Genomic DNA, 25609 nt, shown 5'->3' with positions numbered 1-25609 from the left:
TCCCCCATGAGTGCAACCCAGGCAGCGCCGGCACGAGACCGGCTGCGTATCGCCATCCAGAAGAGTGGCCGGCTGGCCGAACCCGCGCGCAACCTGCTCAGCGCCTGCGGCCTGAGCTGGCGCGAGAGCCGCGACAAGCTGTTCTGCTACGGCGAATCGCTGCCGGTGGACCTGCTGCTGGTGCGCGACGACGACATCCCCGGCCTGATCGCCGACGGCGTCTGCGACCTCGGCATCGTCGGCCGCAACGAGCTGGACGAGCAGGCTGCGGCACGTCGCCAGATCGGCCTGCCGGATGCCTACCAGGCACTGCGCGGACTGGGCTTTGGCCAGTGCCGGCTGATGCTGGCGGTACCCGAGGAGTGGCAGTGGCAGGGACCGGCGCAGCTGGCCGGTACCCGCATCGCCACCAGCTACCCGGCCATCCTCAAGCAATGGCTGGCCGAACAGGGCGTGGACGCACAGGTGGTCGAGCTGTCCGGGTCGGTGGAAATCGCCCCGCGCCTGGGTACCGCCGACCTGATCTGCGACCTGGTCTCCAGTGGCGCCACGCTGCGCGCCAACCAGTTGACCCCGGTGCACAACCTGCTCGACAGCGAGGCGGTGCTGGCCGGTGCGGTGCGCGTGCCGGATGACGCACGTGCGTCGCTGCGCGCGATGCTGCTGCGCCGCCTCGACGGCGTGGTGCAGCGCCAGGATCGCAAGCTGTTGATGTTCCGCGCCAGCGAGGATCGCGTCGACGCGCTGGCGCAGCTGCTGGCCGATGCCGAGCCGCTGGTGCGGCTGCCGGCCGACGGCGGCGCACTGCGCCTGCAGACCATGTGCCCGGGCCCGCTGAGCTGGCAGCGCATGGAGGAACTCGAGCGCGCCGGCGCGCAGGGCTTGATGGTACTGAGCGTGGAGCGGTCGCTGGCATGAACCGTCTGATCTGGTCCCGACTTGATGAGACCGCGCGCAGCGCGGCGCTGACCCGCCCGGTGCAGACCGTGGCGCAGCAGACCCGCGACGCGGTGGCGACGCTGATTGCACAGGTGCGCACACAGGGCGACGACGCGCTGCGCGCGATCACCGCACGCTTCGATGGTGTCGAGCTGTCGTCCTTTGAAGTGAGCGAAGCCGAGTTTGCCGCGGCGGAAGCTGCGGTGCCGGCTGAGTTGCGCCAGGCCATGGTGGAAGCTGACGAACGCATCGCGCGCTTCCACGCCGCCGGCATGGGCCAGGGATACGTGGTGGAAACCGCCCCGGGCGTGGTCTGCGAACGCATGCTGCGCCCGATCGGCCGGGTGGGCCTGTACGTACCGGCCGGTAGCGCACCGCTGCCGTCCACCGCGCTGATGCTGGGTGTGCCAGCGCAGCTGGCCGGCTGCCCGCAGGTGGTGCTGTGCACGCCGCCGCGTGCCGATGGCAGCGCGGATCCGGCGGTGCTGGTGGCCGCACGCCTGACCGGCGTGCAGCGCGTGTTCAAGCTGGGCGGCGCCCAGGCCATCGCTGCGATGGCTTACGGCACGGCCAGCATTCCGGCCTGTGACAAGCTGTTCGGGCCGGGCAACAGCTTCGTCACCGAAGCCAAGCAGCAGGTCGCACAGGACGGCGCCGCCGCCATCGACATGCCGGCCGGTCCCTCCGAAGTGCTGGTGATTGCCGATGCAGGTGCAAACCCGGCGTTCGTTGCAGCCGACCTGCTGTCGCAGGCCGAGCACGGCCCGGATTCGCAGGTGCTGCTGCTGACCGACGATACCGCGATGCTGGCGGCGGTCGAGGCTGAAGTCGAGCGCCAGGTGGCCTTGCTGCCGCGCCAGCAGATCGCACGCCAGGCGCTGTCGGCCTCGCGGCTGATCCAGGTCGACTCGTTGGACGAAGCCTTCGCGATCAGCAACCGCTATGCACCGGAGCACCTGATCCTGGCATTGCGTGATCCGCGTGCGTGGCTGGACAAGGTGCAGGCGGCCGGCTCGGTGTTCCTGGGGGATTACACCCCCGAGGCACTGGGCGACTACTGCAGCGGCACCAACCACGTGCTGCCCACCGCGGGTGCCGCACGTGCCTACAGTGGTGTCAGTGTGGCCAGCTTCCAGAACCTGATCAGCGTGCAGAGCGCCAGCGCCGCCGGCCTGGCAGCGATTGGCGGCTGCGCGCGCATCATCGCCAGTGCCGAAGGCCTGGATGCACATGAACGTGCGGTCGCAGTGCGCATGGAGGTGGCAGCATGAACGCGGCTATCGATGATGTGCTGGCACTGGTTCGCCCGGATCTGCAGGCCTTCGCCGGCTACAGCTCGGCGCGCAGTGCGGCGGTGCAGGGCGAGGTCTGGTTGAACGCCAATGAATCGGCCTGGGCCAATCCCGCTGATGCCGCGGGCAGCAGCCGGCGCTATCCCGAACCGCAGCCGTTGGCATTGCGCGAGGGACTGGCGGCGCTGTACGGCGTGACGCCACAGCAGCTGCTGATCGGTCGCGGCAGCGACGAAGCCATTGATCTGCTGGTGCGTGCCCTGTGCGTGCCGGGCCGCGATGGCGTACTGGTCACGCCGCCGGTGTTCGGCATGTACGCCGTCTGCGCACGCCTGCAGGGCGCCGCATTGATTGAAGTGCCGCTGGTGGACAGCGAGGATGGCCTGCGCGCCGATCTGGATGCGGTGATCGACACCGCCAGGGCGCGCAATGCCAAGCTGGTGTTCCTGTGCGCACCGTCGAACCCGGCCGGCAGTGATATCGCCCTGGACGAGCTCGAACGGGTGGCGGTTGCGTTGCGCGGGCAGGCACTGGTGGTGGTGGACGAGGCCTATGTCGAGTACGCGCAGCGTCCGTCGGCGACCACGTTGCTGGCCGCGCACGCCAACCTGGCGGTGCTGCGCACGCTGTCGAAAGCACACGCACTCGCGGCCGCGCGCATTGGAACGCTGATCGCGGTCCCAGAGCTGATTGCCGTGCTGCGCCGCTGCCAGGCGCCGTATCCGGTGCCGACCCCGTGCGCGGAACTGGCCGTGCAGGCCCTGCAGCCGGCCGCGCTGGCACGCACCGCCGAGCGCGTGGCCACGGTCATCGCCGAGCGCGAACGCCTGCGAACGGCACTGGCCAGCCTGCCCGGTGTACGCCGGGTGTACGCCTCGTCCGGCAACTACCTGCTGGTCCGCTTCGCCGATGCGCAGGCGGCGTTCGATACGCTGCTTGCTGCAGGGGTGGTGGTGCGCGACCAGCGCGCCGCGCCGCAGCTGGGCGATGCGCTTCGCATCAGTATCGGCAGCCCGGAAGAGAATGACCGCGTGCTCGCGGCCCTGTCGGCGCGGAGGGCCGCAGCATGACCCCGATCCTGTTCATCGACCGCGACGGCACCCTCATCGAGGAGCCGGCCGACTTCCAGATCGATGCCTACGAGAAGCTGCGCTTCGTGCCGCAGGTGATCCCGGCGCTGCTGAAACTGCGGGATGCCGGCTACCAGTTCGTGATCGTCACCAACCAGGATGGCCTCGGCAGCGACAGCTACCCGCGTGCCAGCTTCGATGGCCCGAACGACCTGATGCTGCAGATCTTCGAGAGCCAGGGCATCACCTTCCGTGACGTGCTGATCGACTGCAGCTGGCCGCACGACAATGCGCCGACCCGCAAGCCGGGCATCGGACTGATGACGGCTTATCTGCAGGACCGCAGCATCGACTGGGCGCGTTCGGGCATGGTCGGCGATCGCATCACCGACCTGCAGTTTGCCGACAACCTCAACATCCGCGGTTTCCAGCTGCGCACCGCGCAGTTCGGTGGTCAGTGGGACTGGCCGGGCATTGCCCACGCGCTGGCCGACGCACCGCGCACCGCCGTGGTCCAGCGCGATACGAAAGAAACGAAGATCCGCGTGGAACTGGACCTGGACCGTGCCGCTGATGCACGCATCTCCACCGGATTGCCGTTCTTCGACCACATGCTGGAGCAGATCGGCAAGCATGGCGGCTTCGCGCTGGACATCCAGGCCGAGGGCGACCTGCACATCGATGAGCACCACACCATCGAAGACACCGGGCTGGCCCTGGGCCAGGCGCTGCGCGAGGCGCTGGGCGACAAGCGCGGCATCGGCCGCTACGGTTTCACGCTGCCGATGGATGAGACGCTGGCCAGCGCTGCGTTGGACTTCAGTGGCCGCCCGTACTTCGTGTTCGAGGGCGAGTTCAAGCGCGAGCGCGTGGGCGATATGCCGACCGAGCTGGTACCGCACTTCTTCCGCTCGCTGTGCGATGCCAGCGGCCTGAACCTCAACCTGCAGGTACGCGGCGACAACGATCACCACAAGGTGGAGGCCTGCTTCAAGGCGCTGGCGCGCGCATTGCGCCCGGCATTGGCCCGCCAGGGCACGGCGCTGCCTTCCACCAAGGGGGCGCTGTGAGCGACGTTGCGCTGATCGACGCCGGCGGCGCCAACCTGGGTTCGGTGCGCTACGCACTGGAGCGCCTGGGTGCGACTGTGCGGCTGGTGCGCGATGCGGACGGTCTGGTCGGTGCGCAGCGGGTGATCCTGCCCGGCGTCGGCGCCGCCGGTCCCGGCATGCAGCGCCTGCACGCGCAGGGCCTGGTGGAACCGCTGCGGCGACTGGAGGTGCCGCTGATGGGAATCTGCCTGGGCATGCAGCTGCTGTTCGAACGCTCCGAGGAGGCGGGTGTGGAGACACTGGGCCTGATTCCCGGCGTGGTGCGCAAGCTGGTGCCGGCCTGCGGCATCCGCGTGCCGCACATGGGCTGGAACCGCCTGCTGCCGCTGCGCGAATCGCTGCTGCTGCGCGGCGTGCCGGAGCGTGCCTGCGCCTACTTCGTGCACAGCTACGCGGCCCCCCTCAATACCCACACCGTCGCTGCCTGCGACCACGGCGGCCTGTTCACTGCCGTGGTGGAGCAGGGGCGCTACTACGGCGCACAGTTCCACCCCGAGCGCTCCGGCGAGACCGGCTCGCTGATGCTGCGCAATTTTCTCGAGGGCACTGCTGCATGAGTTTCATCGTCTACCCCGCGCTGGATATCCGCGACGGCCGCGTGGTGCGGCTGCGCCAGGGCGACTACGCGCAGGAAACCTCGTATGGCGACGATCCGTTGCCACGCGCGCAGGCCTTCGCCGCGCAGGGTGCGCAGTGGATGCATCTGGTCGATCTGGACGCTGCGCGCGCCGGTGGCTACACGCTGGCGCCGCTGCTGTCGTCGATCCGCGCGCAGACATCGCTGCAGGTGCAGACCGGCGGCGGCGTGCGCGGCCGCGACGATGTGGCGCGCATCCTCGATGCCGGCGCCGGTCGCGTGGTGGTCGGCTCGCTGGCGGTGCGTCGCCCCGATGAAGTGGTCGGCTGGCTGGAGGAATTCGGCGCCGAGCGCATCACGATTGCGCTGGACGCGCGCCAGGACGCACAGGGGCAGTGGCAGCTGCCGGTGCACGGCTGGACCGAGAATGCCGGGGTGACCCTGGATGAGCTGGCTCAGCGCTACGCGCGCGCCGGCATGCGCCACCTGCTGTGCACCGATATCGCTCGGGACGGCATGCTGGCCGGGCCCAACATCAGCCTCTACCAGCACCTGTCGGCGCTGCTGCCGGGCGTGGCCGTGCAGGCCTCCGGTGGCATCCGTGACGTGACCGATGTGGCCGAGGCGCGTGCCGCCGGCTGCGGCGGTGCGATTCTCGGCAAGGCACTGCTGGAGCAGCGCATGGACCTGGCGGAGGCACTGGCATGTTGAGCCGCCGCATCATTCCCTGCCTGGACGTGCGCGATGGCCGCGTGGTCAAGGGCGTGCGCTTCCGCGACCACGTCGACATGGGCGACATCGCCGAGTTGGCGCAGCGCTATCGCGACCAGGGGGCGGACGAGCTGGTGTTCTATGACATCGGCGCCAGCCCCGAGGCGCGTTCGGTCGACGTGGCGTGGATCGAGCGCATCGCACGCTTGATCGACATTCCGTTCTGCGTGGCCGGTGGCATCGACAGTGTGGAAACCGCGCGCCGCGTGCTGTTTGCCGGTGCCGACAAGGTGTCGATCAACTCGCCGGCGCTGGGGCGCCCGGAGCTGATCACCGAGCTGGCGGACGAGTTCGGCGTGCAGTGCGTGGTGGTGGGCGTCGATTCGGTGCGCGAGGCCGACGGGCAATGGCGGGTGCGTCGTTTCAGCGGCGATCCGGACAAGACCCAGGCGGTGCCGCTGCGCACCCTGGACTGGATCGTCGAAGCACAACGGCGTGGCGCGGGCGAGATCGTACTGAACTGCATGGACAGCGATGGCGTGCGCCGTGGCTACGATGTCGTGCAGCTGCAACAGGCGCGGGCACTGTGCCAGGTACCGTTGATCGCCTCGGGCGGTGCCGGTGCGATGGAGCACTTCGCCGAAGCCTTCGACCAGGCCGACGTCGACGGCGCGCTGGCCGCCAGCGTGTTCCACAGCGGCGCCATCGCCATTCCAGAATTGAAGCGCTACCTGCGCGGACAGCAGATCGAGGTGCGGGATGTCTATTGAAGTCAGGCCGTCGTTGGACGCATTGCAGGCGCTGGACTGGGCCAAGGGTGACGGCCTGCTGCCGGCGGTGGTTCAGGATGCCGATACCCTGCAGGTACTGATGCTCGGTTATGTCAGCGCCGAATCGCTGGCGGCCACGCTGGCCATCGGCCACATGACCTTCTTCAGCCGCAGCAAGCAACGGTTGTGGACCAAGGGCGAGCAGTCCGGCAACGTGCTGGTGGTGCAGTCGATCAGCGTCGACTGCGATGCCGATACTTTGCTGGTGATGGCACGGCCGGCGGGGCCAACCTGCCACACCGGTGCAGAGAGCTGCTTCGACCAGGCGCCGAAGGATTTCCTGGGCGGGCTGGGCCAGCTGGTGGCGATGCGTGAGGCGCAACGCCCGCCGGGCAGCTACACCACCAGCCTGTTCGAGGGCGGCATCCGCCGTATCGCACAGAAGGTGGGCGAGGAGGGCGTGGAGACCGCCCTGGCGGCGGTGGCGCAGGATGATGAGGCGTTGCTGGGCGAGGCCTCGGACCTGCTGTACCACCTGCTGGTGCTGCTGCGCGCGCGCGGGCTGTCGCTGGATGATGCGCGCGCGGTGCTGGAAAAACGCCATCGTTGACGTGTGGTAGTGCCAGCCGCTGGCCGGCAAGCCCCGGATGCCCGACGTTCATGAGGCTGCCGGCCAGCGGCCGGCACTACCGGCATGCGTCATCGCGTGCGCGATGTCATCAACGGAATCTACAATAGGCGGTCTTTCTTTACCCGGACCGCCCATGAAACTGCCTGCCGCCTGGCTGTGCTGCCTGTTGCTGACCTCGCCGGCCTGGGCCGCGGACACCGTGGTCACCGGCAAGGTCTATCTGGAGCGCGACGGCAAACCCGGCCGCGGTGCGACCGATCCGGGCCTGGCCGGCGTGCAGGTCTCCAACGGCGAGGCCATCGTCAAGACGGCTGCAGACGGCAGCTACAGCCTGCCGGTGCGTGATGGCCAGACCGTGTTCGTGATCAAGCCCGATGCGTATTCCTTCCCGAAAGCGGCCGACGGCCTGCCTTCGTTCTGGCGGCACTATCGCCCGAACGGTTCGCCGGCGTTGAAGTACGGCGGCATCGCCGCGACCAGCGACGTCACCCGCAACTGGGATTTCGCCCTGCAGTCGGATCGCCATGACAGTCGGCGCGGCTTCCAGATGCTGGTGTTCACCGATTCGCAGACCGCCAGCCTGAAGGATATCGGCTACTACCAGCAGTCGATCGTCGCGCCATTGGTGGGACAGACCAAGGCGCGCATGGGCACCACCCTGGGTGACATCGTCAACGACGACCTGACCCTGTATCCGGCGATCAACAAGGTCACCACCGGACTTGGCGTACCGTGGTTCCACGTGCCGGGCAACCACGATCTCGACTTCGATGCGGCCAGCGACGAACACTCGCTGGACAGCTGGCGCAACATCTACGGTCCGGACACCTACGCGGTGGAAGAGGGCGGCGCCAGTTTCGTGTTCCTGGACGACGTGGTGTACGACCCCAAGGCCAAGCCGAAGTACATCGGCGGCCTGCGCGAAGACCAGTTCGCCTTCCTCACCAGCTACCTGAAGGGCCTGCACAAGGATCGCCTGCTGGTGCTGGGCATGCACATCCCGCTGTTCGACGCGGCGCCGGGGCGCGAGACCTTCCGCCATGCCGACCGCCAGCGCCTGTTCGACCTGCTGAAGGACTTCCGCAACGTGCTGGTGCTCAGCGGCCACAGCCACACCCAGCAGCACGTCTACCATGGCAAGGCCGAGGGCTGGAACGGCGACAAGCCGCTGCACGAATACAACGTCGGTGCCAACTGCGGTGCGTTCTGGTCAGGCGTGAAGAATGCCGCCGGCGTGCCGGACAGCACCATGAGCGATGGCACGCCGAAGGGCTATGCGTTGCTCGACGTGGCCGGCAATGGCAGCTACAGACTGCAGTACCGCGTGGCGGGAAAACCGGCCAGCGAGCAGATCGGCCTGCATGCGCCGAAGGTGCTGCGCCGGGGCGCCTACCCGGCCTGGGGCATCTATGCCAACGTCTACATGGGTGAGGATGCCAGCGTGGTCGAGTACCGCGTCGATGGAGGCGCCTGGCAGCCGATGAAGCAGGTCAGCCAACCCGATCCGCGCCTGATGGTGGAGAACGTGGCCGACGATCTTGCAGACAACTTGCGTGGCTACGACCGCTCGCCGGAGGCCACCGCATCGCCGCACCTGTGGCGTGGCGCGCTGCCGACCGATCTGGCCGTGGGCAGCCACAAGGTCGAGGTGCGCTCCACCCAGCCCGACGGCGCGGTGTTCACCGCCAGCACCAGCTACAGCCTGCAGACTGCCCAGCCCTGACCCCGCACACCACCGCTCCAGCGAAAGGACCCCGCATGGATATCCGCTTCATGGCCGGCACCACGCCGGTGACCCTCAGCCGCCACTGGTTCACCGGCGCGATGCAGTTGCAGAGCGCCACCGAGACGGTCTGGGTGCAGCACCCGCTGCATCCGGGCACCCACTTCTCGTTCTCGCTGGTACAGTCGTGGCTGCGCCACATCGCCGGCCATGAAGTGCTGGTCGAGCGCACCCGGCCGCTGCTGTTCGCCGGCTTCCGCCCGCAGCGGCTGCGAGTGCTGGTGGATGGTGTGCAGGTGGCCGAACAGGAAGGCATGTAGGCCAACCTGAACCATCGGCGCGCTAGGCAAAGCCGCCCCGATGCCTGAGAATCGGGGCGATTCAATCGATCCAAGCAGGCCAGCGTGACCATCGCAGCAGCGTCCCCGGTTTCCTCCGACTCCGCCCGCGGCGGTCTTCCACGCCGCCTGGTCGTTGCCGATGTCGGCGGCACCTTCGCCCGCCTTGCGCTGGCTGAAACCCAACGCGGCCAGGCGCCGCTGCTGGGCAGCCATCGCACCTACGCCTGCGCCGAGCATCCCAGCCTGGCGGCAATCCTGGCCGATTTCACCGCAGGCCTTGGCCAGCCGGTGCAGACCGCGGTGGTGGCCATCGCCGGACTGCTTGATGGCGATGTGCTGATCAATTCCAACCTGCCGTGGACGGTCTTGCTGTCGACCACCCGCGCGCAGTCCGGGCTGCACGAGTTGCAGCTGATCAACGATTTCGAGGCGGTGGCGCTGGCCATCCCTTATCTGCAGCCGGACACGCTGGTGCCGCTGAACGGCGATGCTGATCCGGCGCAGGCATTCCCGGCGCTGGTGCTGGGTGCCGGTACCGGCCTGGGCGCCGCACTGCGCTTTGCCGACGGCGAGCGCCCGGTGCTGGCCAGCGAGATCGGCCATGCCGCGCTTGGCGCCGGCAACGCGCTGGAACTGCAGGTGCTGGGCAAGCTGCTGCAGCGTTGGGCGCACGTGGACAACGAACGCGTGCTGTCCGGCAGCGGCCTGATGAACCTGTATCCGTGCCTGTGCGAACTGCGCGGCGTCACCCCGGTGTGGACCAGCACCGAGGCACTGATCGGCGCCGCACGCAGCGGCGAGGATGCGCTGGCCGTGGAAACGCTGCAGGTGTTCTGTGCGTGGCTGGGCAGCCTGGCCGGCGACGCAGCGATCGCCGTCGGTGCGCGCTCGGTGTACCTCGCCGGAGGTATTTCCGCGCATGTGCAGGATTTCCTGGCCGATGGCCGCTTCCGTGAGCGCTTCCTCAACAAGGGCGTGCTGACCGAGGTGCTGCGCCAGGTGCCGGTATGGCGCGTGGAGCACGGCCAGTTGGGCGTGCTCGGCGCAGCGGTCTGGCACGCCGCACGGCAGCCCACGCACGACTGATCGGCAGGGTCGGCATCGGGCCGGCCGTGCATTGCAGACTGGGAGGGGAAGATGGTGGATCGCAGGCAGTTCCTGCAGGCCGGTGCACTGGCTGCAGGCATGGCGGCTTTGCCGGGCGTGCAGGCGCGCACGCAGGGTGGGGCCAAGGTGGTTTCGACCTGGGACTTCGGCGTACCGGCCAACCAGGCCGCGTGGAAGGTACTGGCGCAGGGCGGCAGCGCGCTGGATGCGGTGGAAGCAGGCGCACGCTGGGCCGAGAGCGAGCTCTGCAACCCCACCGTCGGCCATTGTGGCAACCCGGATCGCGACGGCGTGCTAAGCCTGGACGCGAGCATCATGGATGGCGATGGCCGTTGTGGCGCCGTGGCCGCGCTGGTCGACATCCTGCATCCGGTGTCGGTGGCCCGCAAAGTGATGGAGAACAGCCCACACGTGCTGCTGGTGGGCGAGGGCGCGCAGCAGTTCGCGATGCAGCAGGGTTTCGAGCGCAAGCACCTGCTGACGCCGCAGGCCGAAGCGGCCTGGCGCGAGTGGCTGAAGACGGAGAAGTATCAGCCGCAGATCAACGCCGAGCGCCGTGGTATTCCCGGCAACAGCGACAACCACGACACCATTGGCATGCTGGCGCTGGATGCCGAGGGCCACCTTGCCGGTGCCTGCACCACCAGCGGCATGGCCTGGAAGCTGCACGGCCGGGTCGGCGACAGCCCGATCATCGGTGCTGGCCTGTATGTCGACAACGAAGTGGGCGCGGCCACCGCCTCGGGCGTGGGTGAAGAGATGATCCGCAACGCTGCCTCGTTCCTGGTGGTCGAGCTGATGCGCCAGGGGCGCACGCCGGCACAGGCCTGCCGCGAAGCCATCGACCGCGTGGTGCGCAAGCGCCCGGAAGCTAGCAGAACGCTGCAGGTGTGCTTCCTGGCCATGAACAAGCAGGGCGAGGTGGGCGCCTACGCGTTGCATCGCGGCTTCGTCTACGCCGTGTGCGATGGGCAGCGCCAGGATGACCTGCGCGACTCGCCGTCGATCTACACGAGCACCCAGGCGTGAGCACGCGGCTGACCCTGGAGGTTGCCAGTAACTCGCTGGCCTCGGCGCTGGCCGCCCAGGCCGGCGGCGCCGACCGCATCGAGCTGTTCGACAACCTGGCCGAGGGTGGCACCACGCCGTCGTTCGCCACCATCGCGCTTGCCCGCGAACGCCTGTCGATTCCGCTGTTCGTGCTGGTGCGACCACGCCCGGGCGACTTCCACTACGACGCGCTGGAAACCGAACTGATGCTGCGTGACATCGCGCAGTGCCGCGCGCTCGGCTGCGATGGCGTGGTGATCGGTGCGCTGGATGTGCAGGGCGGCATCGACGTGGCGCTGTGCCGTGAACTGGTGCAGGCTGCCGGGCCGCTGCAGGTGACCTTCCATCGCGCCTTCGATGCCGCCCGCGATCTGCCGGCGGCACTGGAACAGGTGATCGAACTGGGTTGCCAGCGCGTGCTGACCTCGGGCGGCCAGGTCAGTGCCGAGGCCGGTGCCGATGTGCTGGCGGGCCTGGTCACCCAGGCGGCGGGACGTATCACGGTGATGGCCGGCGCCGGGCTGGGCCCGGCCAATGTCGCCGCCGTCGCACGACGCAGCGGCTGCACCGAACTGCACGCCTCGGCCAAAGGCCTGCGGCGCTCGGCCATGCAGTTCCAGAACCCGGACCTGCGTGGGCTGGACCCGGACTGGAGCCAGACCGCCACCGCGACCGTGGCCGCGCTGCGACAGGCGCTGGACGGCTGAGAGCTGCCCGGGGTCGGATCCCTTCGCAGAAGGGCTCTGACCCCACCCGACGCAATCGGGTCAGAGCCCTCTGCGAGGGGATCCGACCCCGGACGCTGGCTTGCGCCGGACAAATCCGTTCCGCGCGCGATTGTCGCGATCATGTCATTGACGTGTGCGCTGTTCTCTCAGCGATGTTTCGCAACCCTTTGATTGTTCTTGATTCCTGCGGCCGATAGCGGCATTGCACCGGGCATTGCTGCGTCGCCGCATGCCCGGCGTGGTTCAGCTGTGCTTTAGTTTGGATCGATCCACAGGGGAGGGCGTCGGGACGGTCTTGAACCGATCCAGGTGCCCGGATCAGCTGTAGTGCCGCGCCACCACCCGTCCGTGCGTCCACACTTTCGAAGAGCAACCACCCATGGCTCAGATCGTCCGCAAGCGTCGTCACCTGCTGTCCCAGGCCCTGGTCCTGGCCCTGTTGCCCCTGGCTGCCAGCGCGCAGGAGGCCGCCAGTTCATCCACCAAGGATCTCGACGCGGTCACCGTCACCGGCTCGCGCATCAAGCGCGCCAGCGTCGAAGGCCCGGCACCGGTCAACGTGATCACCGCCGCGCAGATCCAGAAGGAAGGCTTCGTCAGCGTGTACGACGCGCTGAAGACCCTCACCGAAGCGACCGGCACTGTTGAAGCCGCCTCGCAGTGGGGCTCGCACACGCCCAATGCCAGTGGCCTGAACCTGCGCGGGATGGGCCCGAACCGCTCGCTGCTGCTGGTCAACGGACGTCGCGTGGCCGACTACCCGCTGCCCTATGGCGGCGAAACCAACTTCTCCAACTACGGCAACATTCCCGCTGCCGCAGTCGAACGCATCGAAGTGCTGACCGGTGGCGCCTCGGCCATCTATGGGTCGGATGCGATCGCCGGCGTGGTCAACGTCATCCTGAAGACCAACTACGACGGCGACGAGGTGCGCGTGCGTGGCGGCACCTCCACCGAGGGTGGGCGCGACACCTGGGACCTGTCCTGGGCCGGCGGCAAGACCGGTGACAACTGGAGCGTGACCTACGCGTTGCAGTACACCAAGCGCGATCCGTTGTTCGGCCGTGACCGCCCGCAGATGGACGATGCCGATGATGCGCCGTACCCGTCCTGGAACATGGAACAACGCAAGGTCGGCTTCCGTCCTACCGCCGGACTGGCGTTGATCGATCCGACCACGGGCCAGCGCCTGGCGCCGCCCACCGGCACCTGCGAGAAGTTCGGCAGTGAGTACTACACCGCCGATCGACTGGTCTACAACTACGCCGCCAACACCATCACCAACACCGGCCGCCTGTGCGGCATGAGCGCCGACTACGCCAACTGGCTGCTCACCGGCGGTGCCGAGAACGTGTCCGGCAACCTGTATGCCACCTTCGATTTCAGCAACGACCTGCAGGCCTGGACCAATCTGGCGGTCTACCGTTCCGAAGCGATCTGGGGCACCAATCCGCCCGGCGTGTCGCTGATCGACGATGACAACGGCTACTACTGGGACGCCAACCGCAACCGTCCGATTCTTGGCGTGCGCCAGTTCACCCCGAATGAGGTTGGCGGGCTGGATACGTTGCGCAACACCAACCGCGAACTGTCCTGGGACTGGAGCGCCGGCCTGCGTGGCCGCCTCGCCGACCGCTTCGACTGGAGCGCCACGGTGGGGCGCTCGTACTACCGCGTGGAAGAACGGCAGAACGTGGTCGACAAGCAGAAGTCGTACAACTACTTCCTCGGCCCGAAGCTGGGCACCACGGCCGATGGCGAGGCGATCTACGCCTTGAACGAATCGCGCTGGTGGAATCCGCTGACGCCGGACCAGTACTGGCAGATGGGTACGGTGGCGAAGAACCGTGCGGCGTCCTGGGTCAACCAGGCCTCGGCGGATATCACCGGCGAACTGTTCCAGGGCTGGGCCGGCCCGATCTCGTTCGCCGCGGTGGCTGAAGTCGCGCAGCAGGGTTATCACCTCAGCCCCGACCCACGCGCAGGCATCGACTTCGACCTGCAGAACGTCGATCGCGGTGGCGGCGAGCGCACCCGCTATTCGGCCGGCGTCGAATTCAAGATTCCGCTGCTGGACAGCGTGACCGCCACTGCGGCCGCGCGCTATGACCGCTATGGCAACTACAAGGCCGACGACAGCAGCGAAGCACTGGACATCGGCAGCCAGAAGGAAACCACCTGGAACGTCGGCCTGGAATGGCGCCCGGTTGAATCGTTGCTGGTGCGTGGCTCCTATGCCACCAGCTTCCATGCGCCGGACATGCATTACCTGCTGGGCCAGCCGAGCAGCTCCGAAGTGCAGACCTATGACCGCCTGCGCTGCATCCAGAGTGGCGCGTACCTGGTCAACAACTGCGGCGTGGGCAACACCGATGTCTGGTACACCTTCGACGTGAACCGGCGTGGCACGCCGCTGCTGCGCTCGGAAACCGGTGATTCGTGGACGGTCGGTTTCGTCTGGGACGTGATGCCGAACCTGTCGGTCAGTGCCGACTACTGGGCGATCAAACTGGAAGACATGATCGTCGACGTCGGCGCCGATGAGGTGCTGGCCAGCGAGGCCGGCTGCCTGACCGGCAAGAACATCGATGGCACGCCATGGGCCAATCCGGCCGGTGGCGAATACTGCGCCGGCATCCTGGCCCGCGTGAACCGTGACAGCAGCGGCCGCCTGGTGTCGATCGAGCGCGGCCCGTTCAACCTGGCCAGCCGCGAAGTGCGTGGTGTCGACCTGACCGCACGCTATCGCCTGGAAACCGCGCAGTGGGGCAGCTTCCAGCTGGGCCTGAACTACACCAACCAGATCTCGACCAAGGAACAGCGCTACGCCAACGACCCGAATCCGGAACGCCGCGACCGCGACCTGCGCAGCAAGCTGCGCGCGAGCCTGGCCTGGCAGCGCGGCAACTGGAATGCCAATGTCTATGCCGACCGCGTGGGCTCGGTGCCGGGCGTGCGCTACCACTGGGGCACCGACCGCCTGGACAACCCCGGCGGCTGCCTGCCGTTCGCCGACGGCTACGTGCCCAGCGACAGCCCGTCGCTGAACTGCCTGGAGCCGGCGACACGTCCGGACGGCTCGCCGAACCCGAACCCCAATGCCGGGCAGCAGACGGCGCGCTACTACGGTCGAGTGGGGCCGTTCATCACCTGGAACTTCAACGTGGGCTACCAGGTGACCGAACACGCGAAGGTAAACGTGTACGTCAACAACGCCTTCAACTCTGCCAGCTGGAACCACAAGGACCCGTACAAGCTGGATTACGACTTCGCCCCGACCCGCCTGCTTGGCGCGGTCGGCCGCGAGTTCGCGTTGGAGTACGTGTTCACCTTCTGAGCAGACCCGCAGGGGGCGCCGGGCCTGATCCGCCTGGCGCCTCCGTCCGCTCAGCAGTTCCACGCCATGCGTGGATGAACCCCAGCATGAACCCCGGGGTGGCTGGATTTGACCTTCCCACGATGGCAAGGTTTAGCCTGTCCGCATCCAGAAGGAATCCCGGGAATCCGATCATGAGCACGCCGCGCACCGCTGCCGTCCCCGCCAGCCCCTCCACCATCAGCCTGCCCATCGAGGGCATGACCTGCGCCAGCTGTGTCGGCCGGGTCGAGGCGGCGCTGTCCAGGGTCGAAGGCGTGGGCAGTGTTTCGGTCAATCTGGCCACCGAGCGCGCGGATATCCGCCCGTCCGGTCCGGTCGATCGGGCCGCGTTGATCCAGGCGGTGGAGCGGGTGGGCTACGACGTGCCCCCCGCCACCGTTGAACTGGCCGTGGAAGGCATGACCTGCGCCTCCTGCGTGGGCCGCGTGGAGCGCGCGCTGCTGGCGGTGCCAGGCGTGAGCCAGGCCAGCGTGAACCTGGCCACGGAGCGTGCGACCGTGCGCGGCGTGACTGATACGGCCGCCTTGGTTGCGGCCATCGACAAGGTCGGCTACGCTGCCCGCCCGATCGAGGCCGGTGTGCAGTCCGATGATGAAGCCGCTGAAAAGAAGGATGCCGAGCGCGCCGAACTGAAGCGCGACCTGATCGTGGCGACCGCGCTGGCGCTGCCGGTGTTCGTGCTGGAGATGGGCTCGCACCTGATTCCCGGCATGCACGAATGGGTGATGGCCACCATCGGCATGCAGGCCAGCTGGTACCTGCAGTTCGTACTGACCCTGCTGGTGCTGGCCATTCCCGGCCGCCGTTTCTACCAGAAGGGGTTCCCGGCACTGCTGCGGCTGGCGCCGGACATGAATTCACTGGTAGCGGTGGGCACCGCCGCGGCGTTTGGCTACTCGGTGGTGGCGACTTTTGCGCCGCGGCTGCTGCCGCCGGGCACGGTGAACGTCTACTACGAAGCGGCAGCAGTCATCGTCGCGCTGATCCTGCTCGGCCGCTTCCTCGAGGCCCGCGCCAAGGGCCGTACCTCCGAAGTGATCAAGCGTCTGGTCAACCTGCAGGCCAAGGTCGCCCATGTGATCCGTGACGGCCGCACCGTCGACATCCCGGTCAATGAAGTGCAGAGCGGCGACATGGTGGAAGTGCGGCCGGGCGAGCGCGTGCCGGTCGATGGCGAGGTGGTTGAAGGCCGCAGCTACATCGACGAATCGATGATCAGCGGCGAGCCGATCCCGGTCCAGAAGCAGCCGGGCAGCAGCGTAGTGGGCGGTACGGTCAACCAGAAGGGCGCACTGACGGTACGTGCCACGGCGGTGGGCGCGCAGACCATGCTGGCGCAGATCATCCGCATGGTCGAACAGGCGCAGGGCTCGAAGCTGCCGATCCAGGCGGTGGTCGACAAGGTCACGCTGTGGTTCGTGCCGGCGGTGATGCTGGCCGCGCTGGCGACCTTCCTGGTCTGGTTGATCTTCGGCCCGTCACCGGCGCTGAGCTTCGCGCTGGTCAATGCGGTGGCGGTGCTGATCATTGCCTGCCCGTGCGCGATGGGGTTGGCGACGCCGACCTCGATCATGGTCGGGACCGGCCGTGGCGCCGAAATGGGCGTGCTGTTCCGCAAGGGCGAGGCGCTGCAGCTGCTGAAGGACGCGCAGGTGGTGGCGGTGGACAAGACCGGTACGCTGACCGAGGGCCGCCCGCGCTTGACCGATCTGGAGATCGCCAGCGGTTTTGATCACGGCACGGTGCTGGCGGCGGTGGCGGCGGTGGAGTCGCGCTCGGAGCATCCGATTGCCCGCGCCATCGTCGATGCAGCCACCGAGCAGGGCATCGCGCTGCCGTCGATGGTCGATTTCGCATCGGTCACCGGCATGGGCGTGCGTGCCAACGTTGATGGTGCGCGGGTGGAGGTCGGTGCCGATCGCTTCATGCGCGACCTGGGCGTGGACATCGCTTTGTTCGCGACGCTGGCGGCAGAGCTGGGCACCCAGGGCAAGTCGCCGCTGTATGCCGCCATCGACGGCCGCCTGGCCGCAATCATCGCGGTATCCGATCCGATCAAGCCGAGCACGCCGGCCGCAATCGCGGCACTGCATCAGCTTGGCCTGAAGGTGGCGATGATCACCGGTGACAACGCTGGTACCGCGCAGGCGATCGCGCGCCAGCTCGGCATCGACGAAGTGGTGGCCGAGGTGCTGCCGGAAGGCAAGGTCGAGGCGGTGCGCCGTTTGAAGGCCACGCATGGCCATGTCGCCTTCGTCGGCGACGGCATCAACGATGCGCCGGCACTGGCTGAAGCCGATGTCGGCCTGGCCATCGGGACCGGCACGGATATCGCAGTGGAATCGGCCGATGTGGTGCTGATGTCGGGCAACCTGCAGGGGGTGCCGAATGCCATCGCGCTGTCGAAGGCGACGCTGGGCAACATCCGGCAGAACCTGTTCTGGGCCTTCGCCTACAACACCGGGTTGATTCCGGTGGCCGCCGGCGTGCTGTACCCGGTCTGGGGCGTGCTGCTGTCACCGGTGTTCGCGGCCGGTGCAATGGCACTGTCCAGCGTGTTCGTACTGGGCAACGCGCTGCGCCTGCGCCGTTTCCAGCCACCGATGGCGGATGCCGCCGCAGCGACCCATTGAAGGAGATCCGCATGAACATCGGTGAAGCTGCCAAGGCCTCCAGCGTGTCGGCGAAGATGATCCGCTACTACGAACAGATCGGCCTGATTCCCGCAGCTGATAGAACCGAGTCGGGCTACCGGGCGTATTCGCAGGCGGACATCCACCGTCTGCGCTTCATTCGCCGCGCGCGCGATCTCGGCTTCCAGGTGGCCGAGATCACTGATCTTCTGGGCCTCTGGAATGACACCTCGCGGCACAGCGCCGACGTCAAGCATCTGGCCGAGCAGCACATCGTCGATCTGGAACAGCGCATCGAGCACATGCGGCAGATGGCCGACACGCTGAAGTCGCTGATCAATTGCTGCGCGGGCGACGAGCGCCCGGAGTGCCCGATCCTGCAGCGGCTGGGTGAGGACGATGAGACGCCGGTACCGGTCGATACCGCCAAGACCGGTGCGGTGCGGCGCCGTACGCACAAGCATTGACTCGATATCGCATGCATGAAAAAGCCCGCCGGGTGCAGCGGCACCGGGCGGGCTTTCCTGTGTGAGACGGGGCAGGGGATCAGGCAGTACGCGGCGGGAAGCCGGCGTCGTTCACTGCGGCGAAGACGTCTTCCTGCGATGCGGTGGTCTGCACCTTGACCAGGCCGGTCGGCGGGTCGGCGACCACGCTGGCGTTGGGATCGATCTGCTGGATCGCACGGGTCACGCTGCGCGCGCAGCCGCCGCAGGTCATGCCATCGACATGGAATTCCATCTGTAGCTCCTTCGGTGCTCTTGGGGTGGAGTCAGTGTGCACCTTCCAACGATGGCAGGGTCAAGCGCCGGGCTGAACGAAAGGCAAGGCGCCGACAGAAAAAAACGGCAGCCACCTGTACCAGCGCGGCTGCCGTGGAGGAACGTCCCCGCCAGGGCGGGGCGTGGGTTGCACCGGGGCACGCCCGGGCAACCCGGTGTTGCCTTAGAACTTCCAGGTAGCGCCGAAGTACAGCTGGCGGCCTGCATAGGTATTGGAGATCAGGCGTGACTTGGTGTCGCTTCCCAGGTGCACGCGCTGCTCGGACTTGGTGGCATTGATCACCGAGGCGGTCAGGGTCCAGTCCGGGGTCAGGTTGTAGGCAACGTTCAGGTCCAGCTGGTCATACGGCTCGGTGTAGACGGTGAGGCCATTGTTGAGCCCACCGACCACCTGGCCGCGACGGTTGAACGAGGCGCGCGCGAGGAACTTCTCGTTCTCGTAGAAGACCGTCACGTTGGCCTGGTTCTTGGCGCTGCCGACCAGCGGCGAGGAGCCGATTTCCTGCCCGTCCAGAACAATGGAAGCCAGGTTGGTGTCGTTGTAGGTGTAGTTGGCCTGCACGCCGAAGCCGAAATCGAAGGTGTACTGGCCATACAGCTCGACGCCCTGCGACACACCATCGCGGCCATTGGCCTGGGTCTCGTAGCGCTGCACGTTCACCGCTTCACCGTTGATGACCATGGGCGTGTCGCGCACCACCGGCAGGGTGAAGTTGTCCACGTTCTTGCGGAACAGGCTGACGCCGGCGACCGCGCCCGGCTGGAAGTACCACTCCAGGCCCAGGTCGAACTGGGTGGCCTTGAACGGCTCCAGCTGCTTGTTGCTGCCCTGGCCGACCCAGCCTGCGGTCGATGCGCCACCGGCAACGCGGCGATCATTGACGTACTCCTCGCTGTAGTAGCTCAGCGCGCCCGGTGCTGCGATATCGGTGTAGCCAGGGCGGGCGATCACCTTCGATGCGGCACCACGCAGCACCAGCGTGTCGGTGATGTCCCATGCAATGTTGAAACTCGGCAGCACGTCGGTGTAGGTGCGGTCCACGCCGATCAGGCTGTAGGTCTTGCTCTGCGCCAGGTCATGCGGCAGGCGCACGAAGCCGCTCTCGCAGCTGTAGGTCGGGTAGGCCGCAGCGGCGGGATCGGTGCACGCCATCGGCGCGCCGGACGCGTTGTCCAGGAAGTAGTCGTTGAACTTCTCGATCGAGTCGGAAGACTGCGCGAACTGCTTGGTGCGCACCACACGCACGCCGACATTGCCGCGCAGGCGCTCGGTGCGGAAGTTGGCCTGGAAGTAGCTGGAGTAGATCTTCTCGTTGACGTTGTAGACGAAGTCTTCCTCGGTACGGTTGTGCGAACCACCGTAGGTCTTGTTCAGATAGTCGATGTACGCCGGGTAGTTGATGCCCGGGAACACGTTGGCATTGAAGCCACCGGCAATGTTGCTGATCGGGTTCGACAGGAAGAAGCCGGGCTGCGCATCGCCGGCAGTCGGATCGCAGCCACTCTGGTAGCGGCTGTTGTCATAGTCGGCCGGGTCACGGCCCGGGCATACCCAGTAGGTGTTGCCGGTGTTGCGGTGGACCTTGCCATCACGGTACTTGGCACCGAACTGGATCGAATCCAGCCAACCGGACTCGAACAGCTTGGTCACGTCGGCCTGGAAGTAGTTCTGCTTGACCTCGGTGCGCTTCCACGACGAATCGGTCGAGCCGGTGTCGACTTCGGCGATGCCGTTCATCAGCTGCTGCTGCAGGTCGGGCGAGAAGGTGGCAGACGGCGTGCCGGTCAGGTCCCATGCGCTGTACTGGTTACCGGACAGGTAGTCGTTGCCGACCTTGCGGCGCGGCTTGGCCGACATGCGGAAGTTCATCGACGGACCACCTTCAGACCAGGTGCGGCCACCGGTGAACGAGGCCTTCCACAGCGGGCTGATGTCCCAGTCGATGGTCAGGTCGGCGGTCTGCGACAGCGCCTTTTCCTTGCTGTAGCCACCGGTCAGCTGCGGTGTCGGAATCGTGCAGTCGTCCGGGCCCCAGCCGCCGGGCTTGAGGCCGGCGGCCTTGGCCTGGTCTTCGCTGCAGTAGTAGGTCTTTCCGGCCAGCTTTTCGAACTGGGCACCGGTGACGGTGTTGCCGCTGGGGTCGAAATCCAGGCCGTTGAGCAGGCGGCCGCCGGCCCAGTTTCCATCGCCGTTGAAGCGGGCCATGCTCCATTCCGGAATCTTCAGCATGTTCTGGGTGTAGTCACCCTGCAGCTCGAAGCGGAAGTAGTTGGCGGTCATCGTGACGTTGTCGACCGGCTTGAACTGGAAGGTCAGCTGGCCGCCCTTGCGCTCGCGCTTTTCTTCCTTCACGGCGAAGTTGACCGAGGTCGGCATGAAGAAATCGCTGTAGTTGCCGCCGGTCTGGTTGTTGAAGCCGGACTTGCCCCACCAGTAGTGGATGCCATCCTGCTGCTGCACGTTGCCATAGGCGTCGCGTGCCTTGCCGGCGCCGTACCACTGGTAGTCCTCGGTGCTGGCTTCCATGGTACGGGTCGTGCGCTTCTGCTGCGTCACGCCGACCAGCACGCCGAAACGCTCATCTTTGCTGTGCCACGAATACAGGGCCGAGGCCTGCGGGTCGATATCGTGGTGGGTATCGGAGGAGGTGCCCTCGAGCGTGACGAAGCCCGAGTTGGACTCCATGTCCAGCGGACGGCGGGTGTGCAGGATGACCGTGCCGCCGATGCCGCCTTCGTCGATGCGTGCTTCCGGCGACTTGAACAGCTCGGCGCTGGACAGCATGTTCGACGGCAGCAGGGTGTAGTTGAACGAACGGGTGGCTTCGTCGTTGGTTTCCGACGTGGCCACGTAGTTGCCATTCAACTGGGTCAGGGTCAGGTCCGGCGCAAGGCCGCGCACGCTGACACTCTTGCCTTCACCACCGCTGCGGGTGATGACCACGCCGGGCACGCGCTGCAGTGCGTCGGCCACGTTCTTGTCGGGGAACTTGCCTACGTCGTCGGCGGTGATCACTTCGACCACGGCGTTGGCATCGCGCTTCTGTTCCAGGCTCTTTTCGATGGCATAGCGGTAGCCGGTGACCTGGACGCTGTCCAGAGTCGTGGCGTCCTGCGAGCCGGTGGTCGTGGCCTGCTGCGCGGCGGCGCCTGCCGGAATGACGGCGGCAGCCAAGGCCAGCGCGACGGCCAGCGACAATGCGTCCTGGCCATGCGTACGTGTTGAATGCTTCATTCCCATCTCTCCCTCTCTCCTGGATTGATCCGGTGACGTGGCACGGACAACTTGAATCGATCTAATTTGAAGTGACATTGTCGCTATCGCCATGCAGTGGCAGTTGCACCGTACGCGTGGCCTGGTACGTCCTGTTGCCGCTCCCCCAACTCCCGGCCATCGCAATGTCGTCTTGGATCGATCTAAGCGATGGGCGGGCGTTTTTTAGCATGGGTCGCCCGTGGGCGCATGCTGCTCCGCAATATGGTACTGGCGTGGCGAAGGGATGACGGTTTGCTGAAACCAGTGAAATCGTTTTCGTGCGCAGGGGAGGGTGGGTCGGGAGGGCTGCGCCCTGCACCTGCTCGACGCCAAGGCCAAAGCCAAAGCCAGAACGGCTCCGGTTTTCTGTGGGTTAGGCGGGGCGGTGTCGGATTGCGGGGACGCCGTAAACCCGTCCATGGGGGCTTGGCCGCGGCATCCATGCCGCGGACACCCCGCAATCCGACACCGCCCCGCCTTCGACAGTTTCCCGGTGACGGTTGGATTGATCCTGGAACGACATGGGGTGCTGGGGTCAGATCCGTTTTCCTTTGGAAAACGGATCTGACCCCAATCGATTTCGTTATCCGACAGAGATTCATCCACGCATGGCGTGGATCCACAGATCGCGGAAATCTGTCGAAGGCGGGGTGGGTCCGGTTGCGGGGGTGTCCGCGGCATGGATGCCGCGGCCAAGCCCCCAGGGACGGGTTTACGGCGTCCCCCGCAACCGGACCCACCCCGCCATCCCACGGATAGTCGGCTTTTGCTGTTGCTTCGGCTTCGGCTTCGGCTTCGGCAGGTGCAGGGCGCAGCCCTGCCGAACACCCCCTCTCATGCTGCGCCGCAGAATGCATTCGGCTGAAGCCGCATGCTCTACTTGAATCGATCTAAATCCACGGTCTGGTGGGTCGGGCGTCATTCCAGGGGGAGCTCTCTGCGGGTCAGGGCAGGGCTCAGCGGAACGGTGCCGGACGGCCCCGGCCGTCTGCCTCCGCGTCATCGACTACAGGAACCCGACATGCGTCCAGTGCCGTCCGCTCCCGCCGTCCCATTGTCCTCCCGCCCGCTGGCGCGCCTGGCCTGTCTGCTGGCGCTTTCGGCCATGCCGATGCTGCTGCAGGCCGCACCGGCGGCGCTGGAACGCGAGGTCAACACCTTCATCGGCAGCAAGGACGACGGCAATACCTTCCCCGGCGCATCGGCACCGTTCGGCCTGATCCAGGTCAGCCCGATCGGCAGCCACTATTCGGGCTGGCGCTACGACGACGAGAAGATCCGCGGTTTCGGCCACTCCTTCATCTCTGGCGCCGGTTGCTGGGAGCAGGGCGGGCAGGTGTCGATCCTGCCGGTCACCGGCAGCATCGGTCCGGGCGGCGATTTCGATACTGCTGACGCCAAGAACTTCAACCACAAGACCTATGCCGCTTCGTACACGCATGACGGCGAGATCGGCCAGGCCGGCTATTACAAGGTGCGCCTGACCAGCTACGGCGGCATCGATGCCGAGGCCACCGCGCGTACACGTGCCGCGGCCGAGCGCTACACCTTCAGCCAGCGCCAGGGCGAGGGCCACGTGCTGGTCAATGTTGGCCAAGCCAATGAGCGCCATTCGGTGATCGGCAGCGTGGTCGATGTGGTCGGCGACCGCGTGGTCGAGGGCAAGCTGGTGACCAAGAGTTTCTGCGGCGGCCATCAGTACACCACCTGGTTCCGCATCGAGTTCGACCGCCCGTTCAAGGCGCATGGCACCTGGGGCGAGGGCGGCGGCCTGCCGGGTGCGCGCCACAGCATGGAAGGCGAACAGAAGCCGAATGGTGCCTGGCTCAGCTTCGACCTCGCCAAGGGCCAGTCGGTAACGGCGATCAGCGCGATATCGCATGTGGATGCCGAAGGCGCGCGTACCAACCTGCGCGCGGAAGGCATGCAGGGCGGCGCGCTGCTCGGTTTCGACCGGATGCGTGCGCTGTCCCAGCAGTCGTGGCGCGAGCAGCTGGGCCGGGTGCGCGTGCAGGGCGGCACCGCCGACGACCGCGCCGTGTTCTACAGCGCGGTCTACCACGCGCTGCTGCAGCCGATGACCGGCAACGACGCCGACGGCCGCTACCGCGGCTATGACGATGGCATCCACCGTGCCGACGGCTGGACCTACTACGAGTACTTCTCGCTGTGGGATACCTACCGCGCGCAGAACCAGTGGCTGGCGCTGACCCGCCCGGACGTGGCGCGCGACATCGGCCGTACCCTGCTGGCGATTGACGAGCAGGGCGGCTGGCTGCCGCGCTGGGGCTATGCCAACTTCGAGACCAACATCATGACCGGCGATCCGGTCACCCCGTTCATGGTCGACCTGTGGCGCTTTGGTGCGCTCAAGGGCCGTGAATCGCAGGCCTGGGATGCGCTGCGCCGCAATGCCTTCGGCACGCCGCCGCTGAACTCACGCATGGCCGGCCGTTCCGGCAACCCGACCTACCTGGACAAGGGCTATGTGGTCTACGACCGCGCGTTCCCGTCCAAGGGCATGGACGTCGATCCGCACCACGGCGGTTCGGCTACCTTGGAATACGCACTGGCCGACTGTGCGCTTTCGCAGATGGCCGATGGCCTCGGCCATGCGCAGGACGCGGCGACGCTGCGTGAGCGCGGCCGCAACTGGCGCAAGGTGTGGGACCCGCAGGTGCGCGACGCCGAGACCGGCTTTACCGGTTTCCCGCGCCCGCGCACCGAGGACGGCCAGTGGTACACCCCGGCCGATGGCCACTACAGCCCGCGCTCGCACCACGGTTTCCATGAGGGCACGGCGTGGCAGTACCAGTGGCTGGCGCAGCAGGACGTGCCGGGGCTGGTCGAAGCGATGCAGGGCCGCGAACAGGCCGGCCGCCGCCTCGACGCGTTCTTCGCCATGGACGCGCTGCAGGCCGATCCGCTCAATGCCGCCCGCAAGGAGTGGGTGGTCGGGCCGTACAGCTACTACAACCAGTTCCGCTACAACCCGAACAACGAGCCTGACCTGCACTCGCCGTGGCTGTACACGCTGATCGGCCAGCCGTGGAAGACCGCGGCCGTGGTGCGTGCCGCGCAGCAGTTGTTCACCAATGCGCCCAATGGCGTGACCGGCAACGACGACCTCGGCACGATGTCGGCCTGGTATCTCTTCAGCGCCATCGGCGTGTATCCGGCGGTGCCGGGCAGCGGCCAGTTCCTGCTGCACACCCCGCGCTTCAGCAAGGTGGAACTGGACATGGGCAATGGCCGGACGCTGCGCATCGACGCGCCGGGTGCCGATGGCCGCCGCCTGCAGTACGTTCAGGGCGTGCAGGTCGATGGCCAGGCGCATGCGCCGGTCTGGCTGGACTGGAACCAGCTGCAGCAGGGCCCGCGCCTGCAGTTCGCGCTTGACGCGAAGGCGCCGGAGCAGGGCTGGGGTACGGCGGTGAAGGACCTGCCGGTGTCCTGGTGCGCGGCACCGGGCAGCCAGCTGCGCTGAGCCGGACTGTGCCGTTCGCGG

General features: G+C 67.1%; 19 protein-coding genes. 17 read left to right on the top strand and 2 right to left on the bottom strand.

Annotated elements, in window-relative coordinates; genetic code table 11:
* The first annotated feature begins 6 nt into the window (after positions 1–6).
* The 16 genes from hisG (at position 7) to cueR (ending at position 18530) form a co-directional block, all read left to right on the top strand.
* Positions 7–918 carry an ATP phosphoribosyltransferase gene (hisG, locus tag AC5P9F_RS06550; RefSeq protein WP_010482592.1) on the top strand — a complete coding sequence of 304 codons (912 nt, stop codon included), beginning with the start codon at positions 7–9 and terminating at the stop codon, positions 916–918.
* The gene (gene hisD, locus AC5P9F_RS06545) at positions 915–2210 is read left to right on the top strand and encodes a histidinol dehydrogenase (protein WP_099497635.1); all 1296 of its coding nucleotides are present in this window, start codon (positions 915–917) and stop codon (positions 2208–2210) included. The genes hisG and hisD overlap by 4 nt, the downstream gene beginning before the upstream one ends.
* Positions 2207–3301, top strand: a complete 1095-nt coding sequence (gene hisC / locus AC5P9F_RS06540; protein WP_099479038.1) for a histidinol-phosphate transaminase — start codon at positions 2207–2209, stop codon at positions 3299–3301. The genes hisD and hisC overlap by 4 nt, the downstream gene beginning before the upstream one ends.
* Complete coding sequence (gene hisB, locus AC5P9F_RS06535) at positions 3298–4371, top strand: bifunctional histidinol-phosphatase/imidazoleglycerol-phosphate dehydratase HisB (protein ID WP_099497636.1); 1074 nt, start codon at positions 3298–3300, stop codon at positions 4369–4371. The genes hisC and hisB overlap by 4 nt, the downstream gene beginning before the upstream one ends.
* Complete coding sequence (gene hisH / locus AC5P9F_RS06530; protein ID WP_164173555.1) at positions 4368–4970, top strand: imidazole glycerol phosphate synthase subunit HisH; 603 nt, start codon at positions 4368–4370, stop codon at positions 4968–4970. The genes hisB and hisH overlap by 4 nt, the downstream gene beginning before the upstream one ends.
* Positions 4967–5701: a 1-(5-phosphoribosyl)-5-[(5-phosphoribosylamino)methylideneamino]imidazole-4-carboxamide isomerase gene (gene hisA, locus AC5P9F_RS06525; RefSeq protein WP_005409430.1), complete on the top strand. Its 735-nt coding sequence runs from the start codon at positions 4967–4969 to the stop codon at positions 5699–5701. The genes hisH and hisA overlap by 4 nt, the downstream gene beginning before the upstream one ends.
* Entirely contained in the window at positions 5695–6471 is a 777-nt protein-coding gene (gene hisF, locus AC5P9F_RS06520) for an imidazole glycerol phosphate synthase subunit HisF (protein WP_005409431.1), read from the top strand. The genes hisA and hisF overlap by 7 nt, the downstream gene beginning before the upstream one ends.
* Positions 6461–7081 carry a bifunctional phosphoribosyl-AMP cyclohydrolase/phosphoribosyl-ATP diphosphatase HisIE gene (gene hisIE, locus AC5P9F_RS06515; protein ID WP_005409432.1) on the top strand — a complete coding sequence of 207 codons (621 nt, stop codon included), beginning with the start codon at positions 6461–6463 and terminating at the stop codon, positions 7079–7081. The genes hisF and hisIE overlap by 11 nt, the downstream gene beginning before the upstream one ends.
* 154 nt (positions 7082–7235) lie before the next feature.
* Positions 7236–8825, top strand: a complete 1590-nt coding sequence (locus AC5P9F_RS06510) for a calcineurin-like phosphoesterase C-terminal domain-containing protein (protein ID WP_164173553.1) — start codon at positions 7236–7238, stop codon at positions 8823–8825.
* 35 nt (positions 8826–8860) lie between these two features.
* A complete protein-coding gene (locus AC5P9F_RS06505) occupies positions 8861–9145 on the top strand; it encodes a hypothetical protein (protein WP_012480039.1) in 285 nt (94 codons plus the stop codon).
* Positions 9146–9229: 84 nt separating this feature from the next.
* A complete protein-coding gene (locus AC5P9F_RS06500; RefSeq protein WP_087803378.1) occupies positions 9230–10252 on the top strand; it encodes a glucokinase family protein in 1023 nt (340 codons plus the stop codon).
* Between the two features lie 51 nt (positions 10253–10303).
* Positions 10304–11302 (top strand): glycosylasparaginase, encoded by a 999-nt coding sequence (locus AC5P9F_RS06495; protein WP_274850199.1) that lies wholly within the window; start codon positions 10304–10306, stop codon positions 11300–11302.
* Positions 11299–12030 (top strand): copper homeostasis protein CutC, encoded by a 732-nt coding sequence (locus tag AC5P9F_RS06490; RefSeq protein WP_012480042.1) that lies wholly within the window; start codon positions 11299–11301, stop codon positions 12028–12030. The genes AC5P9F_RS06495 and AC5P9F_RS06490 overlap by 4 nt, the downstream gene beginning before the upstream one ends.
* A gap of 400 nt (positions 12031–12430) precedes the next feature.
* Positions 12431–15388 (top strand): TonB-dependent receptor plug domain-containing protein, encoded by a 2958-nt coding sequence (locus AC5P9F_RS06485; RefSeq protein ID WP_060381152.1) that lies wholly within the window; start codon positions 12431–12433, stop codon positions 15386–15388.
* Positions 15389–15561: 173 nt separating this feature from the next.
* Complete coding sequence (locus AC5P9F_RS06480) at positions 15562–18063, top strand: heavy metal translocating P-type ATPase (RefSeq protein WP_164173547.1); 2502 nt, start codon at positions 15562–15564, stop codon at positions 18061–18063.
* Between the two features lie 11 nt (positions 18064–18074).
* The gene (cueR, locus tag AC5P9F_RS06475; protein ID WP_043035085.1) at positions 18075–18530 is read left to right on the top strand and encodes a Cu(I)-responsive transcriptional regulator; all 456 of its coding nucleotides are present in this window, start codon (positions 18075–18077) and stop codon (positions 18528–18530) included.
* A 79-nt stretch (positions 18531–18609) separates the two neighbouring features.
* Here the strand turns inward: cueR and AC5P9F_RS06470 are convergent, their stop codons facing one another.
* The gene (locus AC5P9F_RS06470; RefSeq protein WP_005409441.1) at positions 18610–18804 is read right to left on the bottom strand and encodes a heavy-metal-associated domain-containing protein; all 195 of its coding nucleotides are present in this window, start codon (positions 18802–18804) and stop codon (positions 18610–18612) included.
* A 204-nt stretch (positions 18805–19008) separates the two neighbouring features.
* Positions 19009–22086: a TonB-dependent receptor gene (locus AC5P9F_RS06465; RefSeq protein ID WP_495231899.1), complete on the bottom strand. Its 3078-nt coding sequence runs from the start codon at positions 22084–22086 to the stop codon at positions 19009–19011.
* A gap of 1036 nt (positions 22087–23122) precedes the next feature.
* Here AC5P9F_RS06465 and AC5P9F_RS06460 point away from each other — a divergent pair.
* A complete protein-coding gene (locus AC5P9F_RS06460) occupies positions 23123–25588 on the top strand; it encodes a GH92 family glycosyl hydrolase (protein ID WP_049459806.1) in 2466 nt (821 codons plus the stop codon).
* Positions 25589–25609: the final 21 nt, after the last annotated feature.

This window comes from Stenotrophomonas sp. YJH_SMC_4, assembly GCF_059371575.1.
Note: the sequence above shows the minus strand (reverse complement) of the source record. Positions and strands in the feature narration are given on the sequence as shown.